Source organism: Herbaspirillum sp. YR522, from assembly GCF_000282575.1.
In the GTDB taxonomy this organism is placed as follows: domain Bacteria; phylum Pseudomonadota; class Gammaproteobacteria; order Burkholderiales; family Burkholderiaceae_D; genus Herbaspirillum.
Genome location: NZ_AKJA01000045.1, coordinates 1 through 14960, shown reverse-complemented (window position 1 = coordinate 14960; position 14960 = coordinate 1). Strand labels below are relative to the sequence as shown.

At 63.5% G+C, this 14960-nt stretch carries 17 protein-coding genes; 6 read left to right on the top strand and 11 right to left on the bottom strand.

The window, feature by feature from the left end:
- The 4 genes from PMI40_RS07960 to PMI40_RS07945 all read right to left on the bottom strand — a co-directional run.
- The coding region (locus tag PMI40_RS07960) for a DEAD/DEAH box helicase (protein WP_008113919.1) at positions 1–1401 on the bottom strand (1401 nt) is incomplete at its 3' end.
- A gap of 153 nt (positions 1402–1554) precedes the next feature.
- The gene (locus tag PMI40_RS07955; protein WP_008113918.1) at positions 1555–2307 is read right to left on the bottom strand and encodes an alpha/beta fold hydrolase; all 753 of its coding nucleotides are present in this window, start codon (positions 2305–2307) and stop codon (positions 1555–1557) included.
- A gap of 12 nt (positions 2308–2319) precedes the next feature.
- Complete coding sequence (locus tag PMI40_RS07950) at positions 2320–2793, bottom strand: VOC family protein (RefSeq protein WP_040501805.1); 474 nt, start codon at positions 2791–2793, stop codon at positions 2320–2322.
- A 135-nt stretch (positions 2794–2928) separates the two neighbouring features.
- Positions 2929–3726 carry an inositol monophosphatase family protein gene (locus PMI40_RS07945; protein WP_008113916.1) on the bottom strand — a complete coding sequence of 266 codons (798 nt, stop codon included), beginning with the start codon at positions 3724–3726 and terminating at the stop codon, positions 2929–2931.
- Between the two features lie 226 nt (positions 3727–3952).
- Between PMI40_RS07945 and PMI40_RS07940 the strand changes: the two genes are divergently transcribed.
- Together PMI40_RS07940 and PMI40_RS07935 are read left to right on the top strand one after the other, a co-directional pair.
- Positions 3953–4783 carry an RNA methyltransferase gene (locus tag PMI40_RS07940; protein ID WP_008113915.1) on the top strand — a complete coding sequence of 277 codons (831 nt, stop codon included), beginning with the start codon at positions 3953–3955 and terminating at the stop codon, positions 4781–4783.
- Positions 4784–4787: 4 nt separating this feature from the next.
- Entirely contained in the window at positions 4788–5510 is a 723-nt protein-coding gene (locus tag PMI40_RS07935; RefSeq protein ID WP_008113912.1) for a pseudouridine synthase, read from the top strand.
- A 77-nt stretch (positions 5511–5587) separates the two neighbouring features.
- Here the strand turns inward: PMI40_RS07935 and hslO are convergent, their stop codons facing one another.
- Together hslO and PMI40_RS07925 are read right to left on the bottom strand one after the other, a co-directional pair.
- On the bottom strand, positions 5588–6520 hold the full coding sequence (hslO, locus tag PMI40_RS07930) for an Hsp33 family molecular chaperone HslO (RefSeq protein ID WP_008113910.1): 933 nt from the start codon (positions 6518–6520) through the stop codon (positions 5588–5590).
- Positions 6521–6586: 66 nt separating this feature from the next.
- Positions 6587–7111, bottom strand: coding sequence for a gamma carbonic anhydrase family protein (locus PMI40_RS07925; protein WP_008113908.1), 525 nt, complete (start codon positions 7109–7111; stop codon positions 6587–6589).
- Between the two features lie 98 nt (positions 7112–7209).
- Between PMI40_RS07925 and PMI40_RS07920 the strand changes: the two genes are divergently transcribed.
- Entirely contained in the window at positions 7210–8046 is an 837-nt protein-coding gene (locus PMI40_RS07920) for a ferritin-like domain-containing protein (RefSeq protein ID WP_040501804.1), read from the top strand.
- Between the two features lie 164 nt (positions 8047–8210).
- Positions 8211–8555, top strand: a complete 345-nt coding sequence (locus PMI40_RS07915; RefSeq protein WP_008113905.1) for a hypothetical protein — start codon at positions 8211–8213, stop codon at positions 8553–8555.
- Between the two features lie 65 nt (positions 8556–8620).
- Here PMI40_RS07915 and PMI40_RS07910 read toward each other — a convergent pair whose 3' ends face one another.
- The 5 genes from PMI40_RS07910 to PMI40_RS07890 all read right to left on the bottom strand — a co-directional run bounded on the left by PMI40_RS07910 (position 8621) and on the right by PMI40_RS07890 (position 12120).
- A complete protein-coding gene (locus PMI40_RS07910; RefSeq protein WP_008113903.1) occupies positions 8621–9562 on the bottom strand; it encodes an alpha/beta fold hydrolase in 942 nt (313 codons plus the stop codon).
- 136 nt (positions 9563–9698) lie between these two features.
- Positions 9699–10211, bottom strand: a complete 513-nt coding sequence (locus tag PMI40_RS07905) for an RDD family protein (RefSeq protein WP_008113901.1) — start codon at positions 10209–10211, stop codon at positions 9699–9701.
- 182 nt (positions 10212–10393) lie between these two features.
- Positions 10394–11149 (bottom strand): DUF3106 domain-containing protein, encoded by a 756-nt coding sequence (locus tag PMI40_RS07900; RefSeq protein WP_008113899.1) that lies wholly within the window; start codon positions 11147–11149, stop codon positions 10394–10396.
- A gap of 3 nt (positions 11150–11152) precedes the next feature.
- Positions 11153–11551 carry a DUF3619 family protein gene (locus PMI40_RS07895; protein ID WP_008113897.1) on the bottom strand — a complete coding sequence of 133 codons (399 nt, stop codon included), beginning with the start codon at positions 11549–11551 and terminating at the stop codon, positions 11153–11155.
- A complete protein-coding gene (locus PMI40_RS07890) occupies positions 11548–12120 on the bottom strand; it encodes an RNA polymerase sigma factor (RefSeq protein ID WP_008113895.1) in 573 nt (190 codons plus the stop codon). The genes PMI40_RS07895 and PMI40_RS07890 overlap by 4 nt, the downstream gene beginning before the upstream one ends.
- Positions 12121–12644: 524 nt before the next feature.
- Between PMI40_RS07890 and PMI40_RS07885 the strand changes: the two genes are divergently transcribed.
- Positions 12645–14363 carry an acetolactate synthase 3 catalytic subunit gene (locus PMI40_RS07885; protein WP_008113892.1) on the top strand — a complete coding sequence of 573 codons (1719 nt, stop codon included), beginning with the start codon at positions 12645–12647 and terminating at the stop codon, positions 14361–14363.
- Between the two features lie 2 nt (positions 14364–14365).
- Positions 14366–14857, top strand: a complete 492-nt coding sequence (ilvN, locus tag PMI40_RS07880) for an acetolactate synthase small subunit (RefSeq protein WP_008113890.1) — start codon at positions 14366–14368, stop codon at positions 14855–14857.
- Positions 14858–14960: the final 103 nt, after the last annotated feature.

The following is a 14960-nucleotide window of genomic DNA, read 5'->3' as shown; positions in this document are numbered from 1 at the left end:
GGCCGGCTTGCGCCCGCCATTAGCGCCTGCCGCCGGGCCACTGCCGGCCGCGCGCGGCTTGGCCGCTGGCTGGCCGCCCGGGGCGTTGCGATTGCCGGCGCCGTTGCCGCCACCGTTGCCGCGCCCGCCCTGGGCTGGCTTGGCGGCGCCCGCGTTGCCGCCGGCACGCGGTGCATTGCGTTGGCCGCCGCGCCCACCGCCCTGGCCACGACCACCACCGCCGCCGCTACGCAGCTGGATCGGCTGCGGCTTGGCAGTAGGATCGGGTTCGAAACCGGCGATGACCTCGACCGGAATCTCGCGCTTGATGAAGCGCTCGATATCGTGCAGCAGGTCGCGTTCGTCCACGCACACCAGCGACACGGCTTCGCCGGTGGCGCCGGCCCGGCCGGTACGGCCGATGCGGTGGACATAGTCTTCGGGCACATTGGGCAGGTCATAGTTGACCACGTGCGGCAACTGGTCGATGTCGATACCGCGCGCGGCGATGTCGGTGGCGATCAGTGCGGTCAGCTTGCCATCCTTGAATTCGGCCAGCGCCTTGGTGCGCGCCGACTGGCTCTTGTTGCCGTGGATCGCCATGGCGGTGATGTTGTCGCGCGCCAGTTGCTCGACCAGCTTGTTGGCGCCGTGCTTGGTGCGGGTAAACACCAGCACCTGCTTCCAGCCATGGGTCTGGATCAGGTGCGCCAGCATCGGATGCTTCTTGTCGCGGTCGACCGGGTGGATCTTCTGGCCGATCACTTCCACGGTCGAGTTGCGGCGCGCCACTTCGATCAATGCCGGATTGGTCAGCAGGCTGTCGGCCAGCTTCTTGATCTCGTCGGCGAAGGTGGCCGAGAACAGCAGGTTCTGGCGCTTGGGCGGCAACACGGCCAGCACCTTGCGGATATCGCGGATGAAGCCCATGTCGAGCATGCGGTCGGCCTCGTCCAGCACCAGGATCTGCACGTGCTGCAGGTTGACCGTGCCTTGCTGCATGTGGTCCAGCAGGCGCCCGGGGGTGGCCACCAGGATATCGACGCCACGCTTCAACAGCGCGATCTGCGGATTGATGCCGACGCCGCCGAAGATGCAGGCCGAGCTCAGCTGCAGGTACTTGCCGTACAGGCGCACGCTTTCCTCGACCTGTGCCGCCAGCTCGCGGGTCGGCGCCAGGATCAGCGCACGAATCGGGATCTGGCCATTGATCTTGTTACGGGGAACCGCCGACAGCCGCTGCAGCAGCGGCAGCGTGAAACCGGCGGTCTTGCCGGTGCCGGTCTGGGCGCCTGCCATCAGGTCGCCGCCTGACAGCACGGCGGGCACGGCCTGGGCTTGAATCGGGGTGGGGGAGGTATAGCCTTGTTCGGAAACTGCACGAACGATTTCGTCGGACAAGCCGAGCGCAGAAAATGACATTAGATTCGCAAAGTGGGTTCGGCCTGTCGCCGCGGTGGGCGCCAGTCTCAGGCAGACGGGGTTGGAACTGGGAGAGAGCGACGGGCCGGACTGGAGCTATGCCGCGCTGGCCGCAGTATAACAGTGCGCCGCGCTGTCATACGAGAAATATTTTCAGCACTGTCGCGCCAGGAACTGCAATACCGGCGGCAACACCAGCTGGCTATGCATCAGACCGCCGAAATGGGTCACGCCGGGCAGGCTGGCGAAGCCGCCTGCGGGCAGCGCGGCAGCGGCGCGGCGCACCGCTTCATGACGGGCGTCGGCGTCGCCGCAGAACATCAGGCAGGGCAGGTCCATGCGCCTGAGCAGGTCCTGCTGCGACGGGCGCGGCTGGTGTGCAGCCGCGGCCAGGGCCACCAGGTCATTGCCACGGATGAGCATCTTGAGCTGCGGCGAGATGCGTTCTTCCAGCAGGGTTTCGAAGGCGGCGATGAAGGCGTCCGGATCACGGCCGTCGATGCCATCGAAGACGTCCCAGCTGCTGTCGGCATAGGGATGGGCCGCCCCCAGCACCAGGCTCGACAGCCGTTGGCGGGCGTGGCGCACCAGGCCGTAGCCGACCCAGCCGCCCAGCGAATAGCCGAAATAATGGACCCGTTCCAAGTCCAGCGCATCGAGCACGGCCAGCACATCGCGGCAGCGCTGCTGCTGGCTGTAGGCATCGACTGCGTGCGGCTTGTCGCTCTGCCCATGGCCCAGTGCGTCGATCATGATGATGCGGTAGTGCGGGCGCAACGCCTCGGCAAAGCCGAAGTAGCGCCAGGCCTCGAGGCTGCTGGTGAAGCCATGGTGCAGCAACAGCGCTGGACCGTCGCCTTCTACCTGGTAATGGATGCGACCGGCGTCGCTGGTGGCAAAGGGCATGGCGGCCTGGCGTCAGTCGTCGATGGCGCTCTTGCAGCGCCGGTTGAGCAGGGCCCTGGAGCGGGCGCAGATTTCCTCGGTGGAGAGGTCTTCGATATGGGTCGCGATCGACCAGACATGGCCGAACGGGTCGCGCAACATGCCGGAGCGGTCGCCGTAGAACTGGTCTTGCACCGCGCGCAGCCGGGTGGCGCCGGCGGTCAGCGCCTGGGCGAACACGGCGTCGACGTCGGCCACATAGACCAGCAGGCTGACACCTGCGCCGCCCAGCGTCTGCGGGCTCACAAAGCCGAGCTCTGGATATTCGTCGGCCAGCATCACGCGCGTATTGCCGAGCTGGATCTCGGCGTGCCAGGTCTTGCCGTGGGGGCCGTCGAGTCGCATGATCTCGACCGCGCCGAAGGCGTGCCGGTAGAACGCGATGGCGTCGGCGGCGCTATGGACGATCAGGTAGGGAGTGACGCTGTGATAGCCCGGCGGCAGCATGCAGGAGTCGGGGGCAGTGGCGGAACGGGCGTCCGCCGGGGCGGGGGGCTGGCAGGGCATGTCGTCTCCTCGGTCAGGGCCGGCGGTTGCTCACTATACCGCAACGGCCCGGCCATGCCCGACGCGCACCGCCGATCAGGCAAATTCGGACAGCAGGTTGACCGATTGCGAGAAGATCTTCGGGCTGCCGGCGATCACATCGCCCTTGTACAGGTAGTCGGAATCGCCCTTGAAGGTGCCCACCAGGCCACCTGCCTCGGTCACCAGCAGCGAACCGGCGGCGATATCCCAGGGCTTCAAGCCCTTCTCGAAGAAGCCATCCAGGCGGCCGGCGGCGACGTAGGCCAGGTCCAGCGCGGCCGCACCCGGGCGGCGCAGGCCGGCGCTGTTCTCGGTCATGACCTTGAACATCTTCATGTATTCGTTGAGGCCATCGAGATCGCGGAAAGGAAAGCCGGTCCCCAGCAGGGCGTCGGCGATCTTGTCGCGCTTGCCCACCCGGATGCGCTTTTCGTTGAGGTAGGCGCCGGCGCCCTTGGAAGCGGTAAACAGGTCGTTGCGGGTCGGGTCGTACACCACCGCCTGGGTGATCACGCCGCGCTGCTGCAGCGCGATCGACACGCAGTACTGCGGAAAGCCGTGGATGAAGTTGGTGGTGCCGTCGAGCGGATCGATGATCCAGACGTTGGGATTCTCGTCGTGCAGGTTGTCGGAGGCGCCGGACTCTTCGGCCAGGATGGCATGGTCCGGGTAGGCGGTCTTGAGCACATCGATGATGGCGTCTTCGGCTGCCTTGTCGACTTCGGTGACGAAGTCGTTGTGGGCTTTCTTTGACACTGTCAGCAGGGACACGTCGAATGACGCCCGGTTGATGATGGTAGCGGCGCGGCGGGCTGCCTTGATCGCCGTATTGAGCATGGGTGGGATGAGCATTCGGGTGGTTCCGTTAAAATTGCGATGACCGCGTTCGATGGACGCCGTCGTCCCCGTGCCGCGCGCGAGCCGGCATGACAGTGAAACGACAGTGAAATTAATGAGCGATGCGCCGCCCGTGGCTGTATGCTTGCGGGCTTGCCGAAAAGGCGGTGCGGTGCATGACCACATCCATTGTTGTCGTTCCGACAGCAATTCCTTTCGGGCGCGAATTTCCGTATTTTAAATGAACAAGCAACAAACCGACTATTCTCTTTTTTCCCGATTGCGCTTTGTGTTGGTCAATACCAGCAGTCCGGGCAATATCGGCGCGGCCGCACGCGCCATCAAGACCATGGGTTTCTCGCAGCTGGTGCTGGTCAGCCCGCGCTTTGCCGACGCCGTCCACGCCGAGCAGGCGGTGGCCTTCGCCAGTGGCGCGCTGGACGTGCTGGAGTCGGCGCGGGTGGTCGAGACGGTGGAAGAGGCATTGCAGGGTTGCAACTTCGCCGCCGCCGTCAGTGCCCGCCTGCGCGAATTCTCGCCGCCGGTGGTGACGCCCCGCAGGTTGGCCGCGCAACTGAGCGGCGAAGCCAGTCTCGAGGCGGCGCTGGTATTCGGCAACGAGCGCTTCGGCCTGCCCAACGAGGTGGTGCAGAAATGCCAGGCGTTGATCAACATTCCCGCCAATCCCGATTATTCGTCGCTCAACCTGGCCCAGGCGGTGCAGGTGCTGGCCTACGAATGCCGCATGACCGAACTGGAAACCCATGGCGGGCCGATGCAGACCAGCGGCGACGCGCGCGCGCCGGGCGAGGTCGGGTTCCAGGGCAGTAGCGCCAGCGTGACCGAGATCGAAGGCATGTTCGCGCACCTGGAGCAGGCGCTGGTAGCGATCGATTTTCTCGATCCCGACAACCCCCGCAAACTCATGCCACGCTTGAAGCGACTGTTTGCGCGTGCCCAGCTGGAGACCGAGGAGGTCAATATCCTGCGCGGGCTGGCACGCCAGATCCTCGCGCCCAAGGCCGGCGATGCGCGCCGCGCCGAGCGCGGGCAACCATCGGAAGGAGAGTGACAGCATGGCCAAGCTGACCCTGGACCGGATCCTGCAATCGCAGGGTTTTGGTTCCCGCAAGTATTGCCGCGAACTGATCGAGGACGGCGAGGTGGCCGTCAATGGCGAAGTCGTCACCGACTATCGCGCCATGCCCGATCCCGAGCACCTGACCTTGACCCTGTTCGACGAAGACTGGCGCTACCGCGAACACGTCTACATTGCCGTCAACAAGCCCAGCGACATCGAATGTTCGCGCAAGCCCAGCCATCATCCGGGCGTCTTGAGCATCCTGCCCGAGCAGTTCTCGTGGCGCGACGTACAACCGGTGGGCCGGCTCGACCATGACACCACGGGTTTGTTGCTGATGTCCGACGATGGCGCTTTCATCCACGCCCAATCGTCACCCAAGCGCCATGTGCCCAAGGTGTACGTGGCCACCACCGCCGAGCCGGTCGGCCCGGCACTGGTGGCGCAGTTGCTGGGTGGCGTGCAGTTGCACGACGAGCCGGCCCCGCTGGCGGCGGTGCGCTGTCGCCAGGTCGGTCCGCACCAGATCGAGATCGTGCTGGAGCAGGGCAAGTATCACCAGGTCAAGCGCATGCTGGCGGCCGCCGGCAATCATTGCAGTGCCCTGTGCCGGGTCGCCATCGGCGGTCTGCAACTAGAGGCGTTGGCACTGGAACCGGGACAGTGGGCTTACCTGGATGCGGCGCAACTGGCCTTGCTGGTGCCGGATCCGGCCTGACGCGCAGCGCCGGACCCCAATGAAAAACGGACCGTCGCGCAGCAGCGCCCGGTCCGTCTTTACCGGAGCCATCGGGGTCAGTGTCGAGCCGGTGGCACCTCGATGCCCACGCCGATGTCGGTGGCGAACAGCTGGGCGCAGTCGACCGCATCGAATTCGTAATGCTGGCCGCAGAAGTCGCAATCGACGGCCAACTTATCGGTCTGCGACAACGCGTCCTCGACCTCTTCGGCGCCCAGCATGCGCAGCATGTTGCCCACTTTCTCGCGCGAGCAGGTGCAGCGGAACTGCGGATGCTGCGGATCGAATACGCGGATGGTTTCTTCCCAGAACAGGCGTCGCATCAAGGTCGCGATGTCGGTCGACAGCAATTCGTCGGCCTGCAGCGTATTGCCCAGCATGACCATGCGGTTCCAGGTCTCCTGCGCGTCTTGCTCGGGTTGCGCGGTCGGCGCGGCCAGGCCGCCTTCGGTCGGCAACTTTTGCAGCAGCAGCCCGCGCGACACCTTGGCGTCGGCCGCCAGCCACAGCCTGGTGTCGAGCTGTTCCGAGCGCAGCATATAGTTCTCGATGACGGTGGCCACGGTGTCGCCGTCCAGCGGCACGATACCCTGGTAGGTCTGTTGGCCGGGCAACTTGTCGCGCGGGTCGAGGGTGATCACGAAGCGACCCCGGCCGTTGGCGTTGACCAACGCGCCCAGCGTGGCGTCGTCGGCGATGACGGCGTCCTCGGTCACCTTGGCGGTGGCGCGCAGGTGCAGTTCGGAATCGCATTCCACCACCAGCAGCTTGACCGGGCCGTCGCCATGGATCTGCATGACGATCATGCCATTGAACTTCAGGTTGGCCGACAGCAGGGCTGCCGCGGCCAGCATCTCGCCCAGCAGCGTCTTGACCGCGGCCGGATAGTCGCGTCGGGCCTGCACCTGTTGCCAGGTATCCGAAATCTCGACCAGTTCGCCCCGTACCGCAGCGTTGTCGACCATGAATTTTTGCAGCGTATCTTTCATTCTTTCTTTCCAGGCGACGCGCCGGCGCCGCCTTGCTTGTCAATCCAGGGCCAGGCCCTGCGGCGCTCACGCGATCCGCTTGAGCCCGGTCTTGAATTGTTGTGCGCGCTCGACATAACTGTCGGTGCCGGCGTGCATGCGCGCAATGTCTTCTTCGGTCAGCTGCCGCACGGCCTTGGCCGGGGAGCCGATGATGAGCGAGTTGTCCGGGAACTGCTTGCCCTCGGTGACCAGGGCGCCGGCGCCGACCAGGCAATTGCGACCGATCGTCGCGCCGTTGAGCACGACCGCCTGGATGCCGATCAACGCGCCTTCGCCGATGGTGCACCCGTGCAACATGGCCTGGTGGCCGACGGTGACGTTCTTGCCGATCTGCATCGGGTAACCGATATCGGTATGCAGCACCGCACCTTCCTGGACGTTGCTGTTTTCGCCGATGGTGATGAGCTCGTTGTCGCCACGGATGGTGACGTTGAACCAGACACTGGAGTGCGGCTCCATCCTGACCTTGCCCACCACCGCGGCAGACTCGGCCACGAAGGCGGTCGGGTCGATTTCGGGGGTGTCTTGCTGCAATTGGTAGATGGCCATAATAGAATCGTCTCCTGGTGGTCTGCCGCACTCCCTCATGTGGGGACGCGGTCGTGTCTGTCAACTGCGTATTTTACCGTCCCTAGAAAGAAGCATCCTTGGATCACGCCTTGCCCCCGATTGAAATCGTTTCATCGACCGAACTGCGCGCAGCCGCACTGGCTTGCCTCAAGGAAACCACGCCCGCCGCCAAATGCGCCGCCGTCAAGGCACTGCACGGCCGCTGGCATGCCGGGCAGATGACGCTGGCCGGGCGCATCCTGGCCGACGCCGCTGGCGTGCCCGGCCGCCCACCACTGCCCGAGCTGGTTTCGCCATTGCAGGTGAAGTCGCGTTCGATGCGTACCCCCGAAGGCCGCGCCGCGCTGGTCCATGCCTTGGCACATATCGAATTCAATGCCATCAACCTGGCGCTGGATGCGGTGTGGCGCTTCGATGACATGCCGCGCCAGTTCCATGAGGACTGGTTGCAGGTGGCCGCCGAGGAGGCTTATCACTTTTCGCTGCTGGCCGCGCACCTGCGCACGCTGGGTTATGCCTATGGCGACTTCACCGCCCACAACAGCCTGTGGGACATGTGCGACAAGACCAGCAGCGATGTGCTGGCGCGCATGGCGTTGGTGCCGCGCACGCTGGAGGCGCGCGGGCTGGACGCGGCGCCGCCGGTGCGCGCCAAGCTGGCCCAGGCCGGCGACCTGGCCGCGGCGCAGATTCTCGACATCATCCTGCGCGACGAGGTCGGCCATGTGCTGATCGGCAACCGCTGGTTCGGCTGGCTGTGCAGCCAGCGAGGGCTGGACCCGGTGCCGACCTTCGCCGAGCTGGCGCGTCGCTACAAGGCGCCGCCGATGCGCGGGCCATTCAATCTCGATGCGCGACGGGCCGCGGGTTTTACGGAAGAAGAATTGCTGATGTTGATCCATATCGAGGGTTGACTCGCATTGCTATCGAATCCCGGCAGGAGTTTGTGATATTTAGTGATTTACCTTGTGCAGGGTGGTCGTGGTGGGCTGTCGATGTGCTATCTTTTTGCGCCTGATCCGTTGCGCGGTCGCCACCTGAGACCGCGGTTCGCATTGGTAATAACGAAAGGATGATGATGAAAAACGCATTTAATCGATGGGCGCTGGTGCTGGCCGCGGTCGCCGCCGTGGCCGTACTGAATGCCTGCCAGAAAAAAGACCCGGGCCCGGCCGAAGCCCTGGGCAAGCAACTCGACAGCGCCGTGCAGGAAGCCGGCAAGCAGTTGGAGGAAGCCGGAAACAAGGCCAAGGAACAGTCCAGCGATGTGGGCAGCAAGCTCGGCCAGGCGATGGATCAAGTCAAGGTCGAGGCCCAGGTGGCCTACGAGAAGACCAAGGAAGGGGCCAAGGAACTGAGCCAGCAAGCCGGTGAGAAGATGCAGCAGGCGGGCGAGAAGATCCAGGACGCAGCCAAGAAGTAAGCCGTCCGGCAACGCCGTCGCCGCCGTCGAATGCCGTCCACCCGTCATGGGGGACGGCATTTTTTTTATGGTGCACTGTGGCGCTGGGCGGCGTGGATTTCGTCGATCACCAGTTGCTGCACTGCCGGTTCCAGCGCCATGGCGACGTGCCCGATACCTGCCAGCGGGATATTGCGGGCGCCGGCCAGGTGCGCCGAGCCCTGTGGCGACACGATGTTGTCATGGTGGGAGTAGATCGAGACGATGGCCGCCAGGTCCTGCGCCTGTTCGGTGGCTGCCAGTTTCTGCAGCCATTCGCTGCTGCGCCCCTCTTCGTAGCGGCCCAGCCAATTCATTTCGCCGCAGTTGATGCCGATGCCGAAGTTGGCGATCGAGGTGCCATGATGGGGCGAGCCCAGTGTGATCACCTTGGCCACATGGGTGGTGCCATGGTCGCGCAGGTAGGCCCGCGCGGCCAGCCCGCCCATGCTGTGGGCGACGATGACGATGCGCTGCTGCCCGGTTTCGGCTTGCACCCGTCGCACGGCGGCGTCGACCAGGGGCGCATAGCCGTCGATGCTGCCGAACACCGGTTCCATGTCCAGTGCGTAGTGGGTGATGTGGGCCGCGCGCAGCGACAGGCTCATCCAGCGCCAGTAGCCGCTATTGCAACCATAGCCATGGATCAGCAGCACCGGCGGCGAAGTGGTGTCGGCAAAGGTGAACTGATCGAACCGCAGGAACGGCATGGCCCACGATGAGCACAGCATGGTGGCCCGGTATTCCCGCAGGAACAGGCGCAGCTTCTGTAGCCAGGTCAGCTTGACCGGATTGGCGCTGCGTCCGGGGTAAGGCCAGGTCAGGAAGAAGCTGTTGGCGGTGATCTGGGCGCGTATCAGCAATACCACCAGCACGCCGCCGACGGCGGCGGCCCAGAGGGGCCAGCCGAAATGCCGGAACAACAACGCGAACAGCGCTGCCAGGCCAATCTGTATCAGCAGCAAGCTGCGGGAAATACGGGAAATCATGCGTGCGCGGTCCGATGCAATCGTGGTCGATCCGTCATGCCCGAGGCATGCGGTGCGCACAGCATAGCAGAGCTGTCTTACCGCTCGATGATCGGGTTGGCTTGCGCCGGGGCGGTCGCCCTGGCATCGTCGGACATCAACTTTCGGCGCGGACGGTGGCGGCGGTGCGCGCGGGAGGGCGGGCATCGATCAGGCGGGTACCGGCCAGGCGGTCATGCAGGAACTGGCGTTGCGGATCGAGCAACACGGTGGCCGCCCACAGCAGCAGATTGACGGCCGGCACCAAGATCAGCATCCATTGTCCTTGGTGCAAGGTGGAGGCCAGGGCCAGCCCAGGCAGTATCCATAACCACGCCAGCAGGAAGCGCAGCGCTGCCCGCCAGCGGCTCACTGGCGCACCATCGGCGCCGACCAGCCTGAAACGCCAGGTTTTCATCGCCAGCGTTTGGCCGCCGTGGGTCCAGAACCAGATGAAATAGGTGGCCAGCACCACGAACAGCCAGGCCTCCATCGCATGGCGCAGATACAGCGCATGACGCTGCTGCAGCAGCGTCGAGAACAGCCAGCCCGACATGAACAGCACGCCGAACAGCAACATCGATTCATACAGCATGCTGCTGAGCCGGCGGCGCAGCGAAGGCGTGGTCATGGGGTGGTTCAAGGTCGGTCCCGATTGTCATCAATGGCAGGCGCTGGGCGTGGCCCGCCGCGAGATGGTAATGCAATCGGCACAGCTTGCCTATCGGGCCGGTTTGCGCCGGCGCAAGGAACGCCCGATCAGTGGCGACCAAGCGCCGGCGCGGCGAGGGAGCACGGCAACAGGCGTTCGCCTCAGGGACGGTTGCCAGGCAGTTCAGGCAATGGCGACGAGACCGTGGTCATGCCGCCCGACACGGGAAGGGACGCGGGTGCGGCCGCAGGCAGCGAAGCTGCCTGGGCTGGCGGCGAAATCACCGGCATGGCCGGTGCCGGGACAGGGCGCTCCAGTGCCTCGACGGGCATTTGGATGGCCGGTGCTGCACTACTTGGCGCGGTCGGCAGCTTGGCAACTCGCTTGGGCAACTTGGCTTGCGCCAGTTTTTTCTTCTGCTCTGCGGTGAGTTGCTGGTATTTGGTCCATTGCTCGTTCTTTTCTTCGGCGTCGAGCTTCTTGGCGCGTGCGTAATTGGTACGGGCGGCGCTGCGCTGGCCCGGCGTCAGCTTGGCCCAGTCGCGCATGCGCTCGTGCAGGCGTTGCTGTTCCTCGGGCTTCATCTGGGCGAACTTCTTGCTGATGACCAGCCATTTTTCCTTGTGCGACTCGCTCATCTTGGGCCATTCGCCGGCCAGCGGATCGAGCGCGGCTTGCTGAACCGGGCTCAAGTTGGTCCAGGCCAGTCGGTTGTCGCCACGCTTGACGGGCAGCTTGGCGACGCCACCAGCCTTGGCCGGGGCCTGGGAAGCGGGCAGGGCAGGCGTGCCCGGGGTGCCTTCGGCACACGACCAGGCGCTCCACAGGCCGCCGCCAGCCAGCATGGCCAGCGCCAACCCCAATGCGATCGGGGTGCGGCGACGTGCCTTGACAGGGGACCCGGTGGTGTTGCGCATCGCTTATTCGCCCTTTTCGGCCAGGAAGGCGTTGAAGCCGTGGTCGAGATAAGCCGACAGCGGCAGTTCGTCGGACAGCACGGCAGCGTCGATCTCGGCCAGCTCGGTGACGCGCTTGGCGGTCTCGTGCTGGTAGATGCCGGCGAACAGGATGACGCCGGCCAGCAACGGCACGGCTACGCCGAGGCGGCTCAGCCAGGAGGGCGAATCGGACATCGTGCCGCCCATGGCGCCAGCCAGCACCGGTTGTTGTACTCGCACCACAACGGCTTTCTTCTTGCGCGCCATTGCCACGCGACGGGCCGCGGAGAGGTGTTGCAACGTGTCGTCAGACAGGTTGTCCAGGTTGGCGTCGAGCGCCAGTTTCACCTTGTAGGCGAATTGCATTTCCTTGGTGGTCATAATGTGATTCCTTTGGCTCTGAGGGCTTGAGCCAGCGCATGAGTTGCACGGGAGCAATGGGTCTTGACGCTGCCTTCTGAGCAACCCATGGCGGCAGCGGTTTCTGCCACGTCCATGTCTTGCCAGTAACGCATCAGGAACGCTTCCCGTTGACGCGTCGGCAGCTTTTGAATCTCGGCGTCGATCTGCATCAGCGTTTGCTGGCGCTCGACCTTGTCGGCGCTTGATTCGGCCGCCTCGGTACCCTCTGCCGACTCCAGGCTTTCGAGCACATCGAAGTCGTCCTGGGAGTCGTCGCCGCCGTGGCCGAAGCTCGAGAACAGGCTGACCCAGGTGTTGCGCACCTTTTCGCGGCGAAAGAAATCGTGGATGGTATTTTGCAGGATGCGCTGAAACAGCATCGGCAGCTCGTCGGCCGGCTTGTCGCCGTATTTCTCGGCCAGCTTGATCATCGCGTCCTGGACAATGTCCAGCGCAGCCTCGTCCTTGCGTACCGCATACACTGCCTGTTTGAAGGCGCGGCGTTCGACATTTTCAAGAAAATCGGAGAGTTCTTTGTCAGTGGCCATGCAGTACGGTTGCCTTGGGGCGAGTCAGAAGAAAATCGACCGGTTTCTGGCCGCGACCCTGGGGTGATCGTGAAATTTACGTTAAAAACAGAGCGCATCCTAGCAAAATTGGCCGCCCCTGTCGTGGGGTTTATCCCGGCCGCCGCGGGCGCAGGCGCATTGCGGTGGATTTCGCTTGACCAAAATGATGCAACGCATTACTGTTTGACACCCGCCTCCCACCTTTGGGGCGTTTCATGTGCTTTACCGGTGCTTCACATAAGGTCGTACCGCTAGAGACGCGCTTTAAGATTAAAGCTTGTTTGTTCTAACCCGTGCCACAAGCGCGAGGAATCCGCAGTAATCCATCTTGCTCCAAGGCTGAACGAGTCGCGTTGAGCGGCATTTCGATCCCCACTACGGTTGGGGACGCGGAAATGACGTAACCGCACATAAAGGGAAGCCACCGGGGCACGAGGAAGACTGTCATTCCGCCAGGAGAGAACATCCGATCAATTTCCAATGGACCTTGAAAGGAAGCAGTAATGAGTTCCGAGCACATCACCGGTGCGGACATTCTCGTCCGTTGCCTGGCTGAAGAAGGTGTTGAACACGTCTTCGGCTACCCGGGCGGCGCCGTCCTGTATATCTACGACGCAATCTTCAAGCAAGACAAGTTCCAGCACATCCTGGTTCGCCATGAGCAGGCCGCCGTGCATGCTGCCGATGCCTATTCGCGCAGCTCGCAGAAGGTGGGCGTGGCCATCGTCACCTCCGGTCCCGGCGTGACCAATGCCGTCACCGGCCTGGCCACCGCCTACATGGACTCGATCCCGATGGTGGTCATCTCCGGCCAGGTGCCGTCCACGGCCATCGGCCAGGATGCTTTCCAGGAGTGCGACACGGTGGGCATCACCCGCCCCTGCGTGAAGCACAACTTCCTGGTCAAGGATGTGCGGGAGCTGGCCGAGACGGTCAAGAAGGCCTTCTTCATCGCCACCACCGGCCGTCCCGGTCCGGTGCTGGTCGATATTCCCAAGGACATCACGATGCATACCTGCGCCTTCGAGTACCCGAAGAGCGTCGAGATGCGTTCGTACAAGCCGGTCGACAAGGGTCATTCGGGCCAGATCCGCAAGGCGCTGCAATTGCTGCTGTCGGCCGAACGCCCGATGATCTATACCGGCGGCGGCATCATCCTGGCCAACGCCGCGCCCGAGCTCAACAAGCTGGTCGATCGCCTGGGCTTTCCCTGTACCAATACGCTCATGGGCCTGGGCGCCTATCGTTCGTCGAGCGACAAGTTCGTCGGCATGCCCGGCATGCACGGCACCTACGAAGCCAACATGGCCATGCAGCACAGCGATGTGCTCATCGCCATCGGTGCCCGCTTCGATGACCGCGTGATCGGCAACCCCAAGCATTTCGCGTCCAATGCGCGCAAGATCATCCACATCGATATCGACCCGTCGTCGATTTCCAAGCGGGTCAAGGTCGACATCCCGATCGTGGGCAATGTCAAGGACGTGCTGCAGGAATTGCTGAACCAGCTCGATACCGCCGAGACCCGTCCCCACCCCGCGGCGCTGGATGCCTGGTGGAAGCAGATCAACCAATGGCGCCAGCGCGATTGCCTCAAGTTTGCCGGTTCCGACGAATTCATCAAGCCACAGGCGGTGATCCAGAAGGTGTGGGAAGTCACCAAGGGTGACGCCTTCATCACCTCCGACGTCGGCCAGCACCAGATGTGGGCGGCCCAGTACTACGGTTTCGACAAGCCGCGCCGCTGGATCAATTCGGGCGGCCTGGGCACCATGGGCGTCGGTTTGCCGTACGCCATGGGCGTGCAGATGGCCAATCCCGACGCCACGGTGGCATGCATCACCGGCGAAGCCTCGATCCAGATGTGCATCCAGGAGCTCGCCACCTGCAAGCAGTATCACCTCACGCCCAAGATCGTGCTGCTCAACAACCGCTTCCTGGGCATGGTGCGCCAGTGGCAGCAGATCGATTACGGTTCGCGCTATTCCGAATCCTATATGGATTCGCTGCCCGACTTCACCAAGCTGGCCGAATCGTACGGCCACGTCGGCATGAAGATCGAGAAACCGGGCGATGTCGACGGCGCCCTCAAGGAAGCCTTCGGCATGAAGGACAGGCTGGTCTTCATGAACTTCATTACCGATCAAACCGAGAACGTCTGGCCGATGGTCAAGGCGGGCAAGGGCTTGACTGAAATGTTGTTGGGTTCGGAGGATCTCTAATCATGCGCCATATCATTTCCGTGCTGCTCGAAAACGAAGCTGGCGCCTTGTCCCGCGTGGTGGGCCTGTTCTCCGCCCGCGGCTACAACATCGAAACACTCACCGTTGCACCCACCGAAGACCCGACCCTGTCGCGCATGACCATCGTGACATCCGGTTCGGACGATGTGATCGAACAGATCACCAAACACCTGAACCGCCTGATCGAGGTGGTGAAGGTTGTCGATCTGACCGAAGGCGCGCATATCGAGCGCGAACTGATGTTGATCAAGGTGCGCGCCGTGGGCAAGGAACGCGAAGAGATGTACCGGACCGTGTCCATCTTCCGCGGTCATATCATCGATGTCACCGAGAAGGCATACACCATCGAGTTGACCGGTGACAAGAGCAAGCTGGACGCCTTCATCGACGCCATGGATCGTACCGCCATCCTGGAAACAGTGCGCACCGGCGGCTCCGGCATCGGGCGCGGCGAGCGGATCCTGAAGATCTGATCGCCATTGGCCAGCATCACACCCTATTTAATAAATTATTTAGAAATACAAGGAAAAATCATGAAAGTTTTCTACGACAAAGACGCCGACCTGTCCCTGATCA

What these genes read in the sequence shown, in the direction of transcription:
- PMI40_RS07895 (WP_008113897.1), bottom strand. Translation starts at nt 11,551, where the DNA reads ATGACCACCAAGGAAATGCAATTCGCCTACAAGGTGAAACTGGCGCTC.
- hslO (WP_008113910.1), bottom strand. Translation starts at nt 6,520, where the DNA reads ATGAAAGATACGCTGCAAAAATTCATGGTCGACAACGCTGCGGTACGG.
- PMI40_RS07950 (WP_040501805.1), bottom strand. Translation starts at nt 2,793, where the DNA reads ATGCTGCCGCCGGGCTATCACAGCGTCACTCCCTACCTGATCGTCCAT.
- PMI40_RS07910 (WP_008113903.1), bottom strand. Translation starts at nt 9,562, where the DNA reads ATGATTTCCCGTATTTCCCGCAGCTTGCTGCTGATACAGATTGGCCTG.
- PMI40_RS07945 (WP_008113916.1), bottom strand. Translation starts at nt 3,726, where the DNA reads ATGCTCATCCCACCCATGCTCAATACGGCGATCAAGGCAGCCCGCCGC.
- PMI40_RS07905 (WP_008113901.1), bottom strand. Translation starts at nt 10,211, where the DNA reads ATGACCACGCCTTCGCTGCGCCGCCGGCTCAGCAGCATGCTGTATGAA.
- PMI40_RS07915 (WP_008113905.1), top strand. Translation starts at nt 8,211, where the DNA reads ATGAAAAACGCATTTAATCGATGGGCGCTGGTGCTGGCCGCGGTCGCC.
- PMI40_RS07925 (WP_008113908.1), bottom strand. Translation starts at nt 7,111, where the DNA reads ATGGCCATCTACCAATTGCAGCAAGACACCCCCGAAATCGACCCGACC.
- PMI40_RS07955 (WP_008113918.1), bottom strand. Translation starts at nt 2,307, where the DNA reads ATGCCCTTTGCCACCAGCGACGCCGGTCGCATCCATTACCAGGTAGAA.
- PMI40_RS07900 (WP_008113899.1), bottom strand. Translation starts at nt 11,149, where the DNA reads ATGCGCAACACCACCGGGTCCCCTGTCAAGGCACGTCGCCGCACCCCG.
- PMI40_RS07935 (WP_008113912.1), top strand. Translation starts at nt 4,788, where the DNA reads ATGGCCAAGCTGACCCTGGACCGGATCCTGCAATCGCAGGGTTTTGGT.
- PMI40_RS07890 (WP_008113895.1), bottom strand. Translation starts at nt 12,120, where the DNA reads ATGGCCACTGACAAAGAACTCTCCGATTTTCTTGAAAATGTCGAACGC.
- PMI40_RS07885 (WP_008113892.1), top strand. Translation starts at nt 12,645, where the DNA reads ATGAGTTCCGAGCACATCACCGGTGCGGACATTCTCGTCCGTTGCCTG.
- ilvN (WP_008113890.1), top strand. Translation starts at nt 14,366, where the DNA reads ATGCGCCATATCATTTCCGTGCTGCTCGAAAACGAAGCTGGCGCCTTG.
- PMI40_RS07940 (WP_008113915.1), top strand. Translation starts at nt 3,953, where the DNA reads ATGAACAAGCAACAAACCGACTATTCTCTTTTTTCCCGATTGCGCTTT.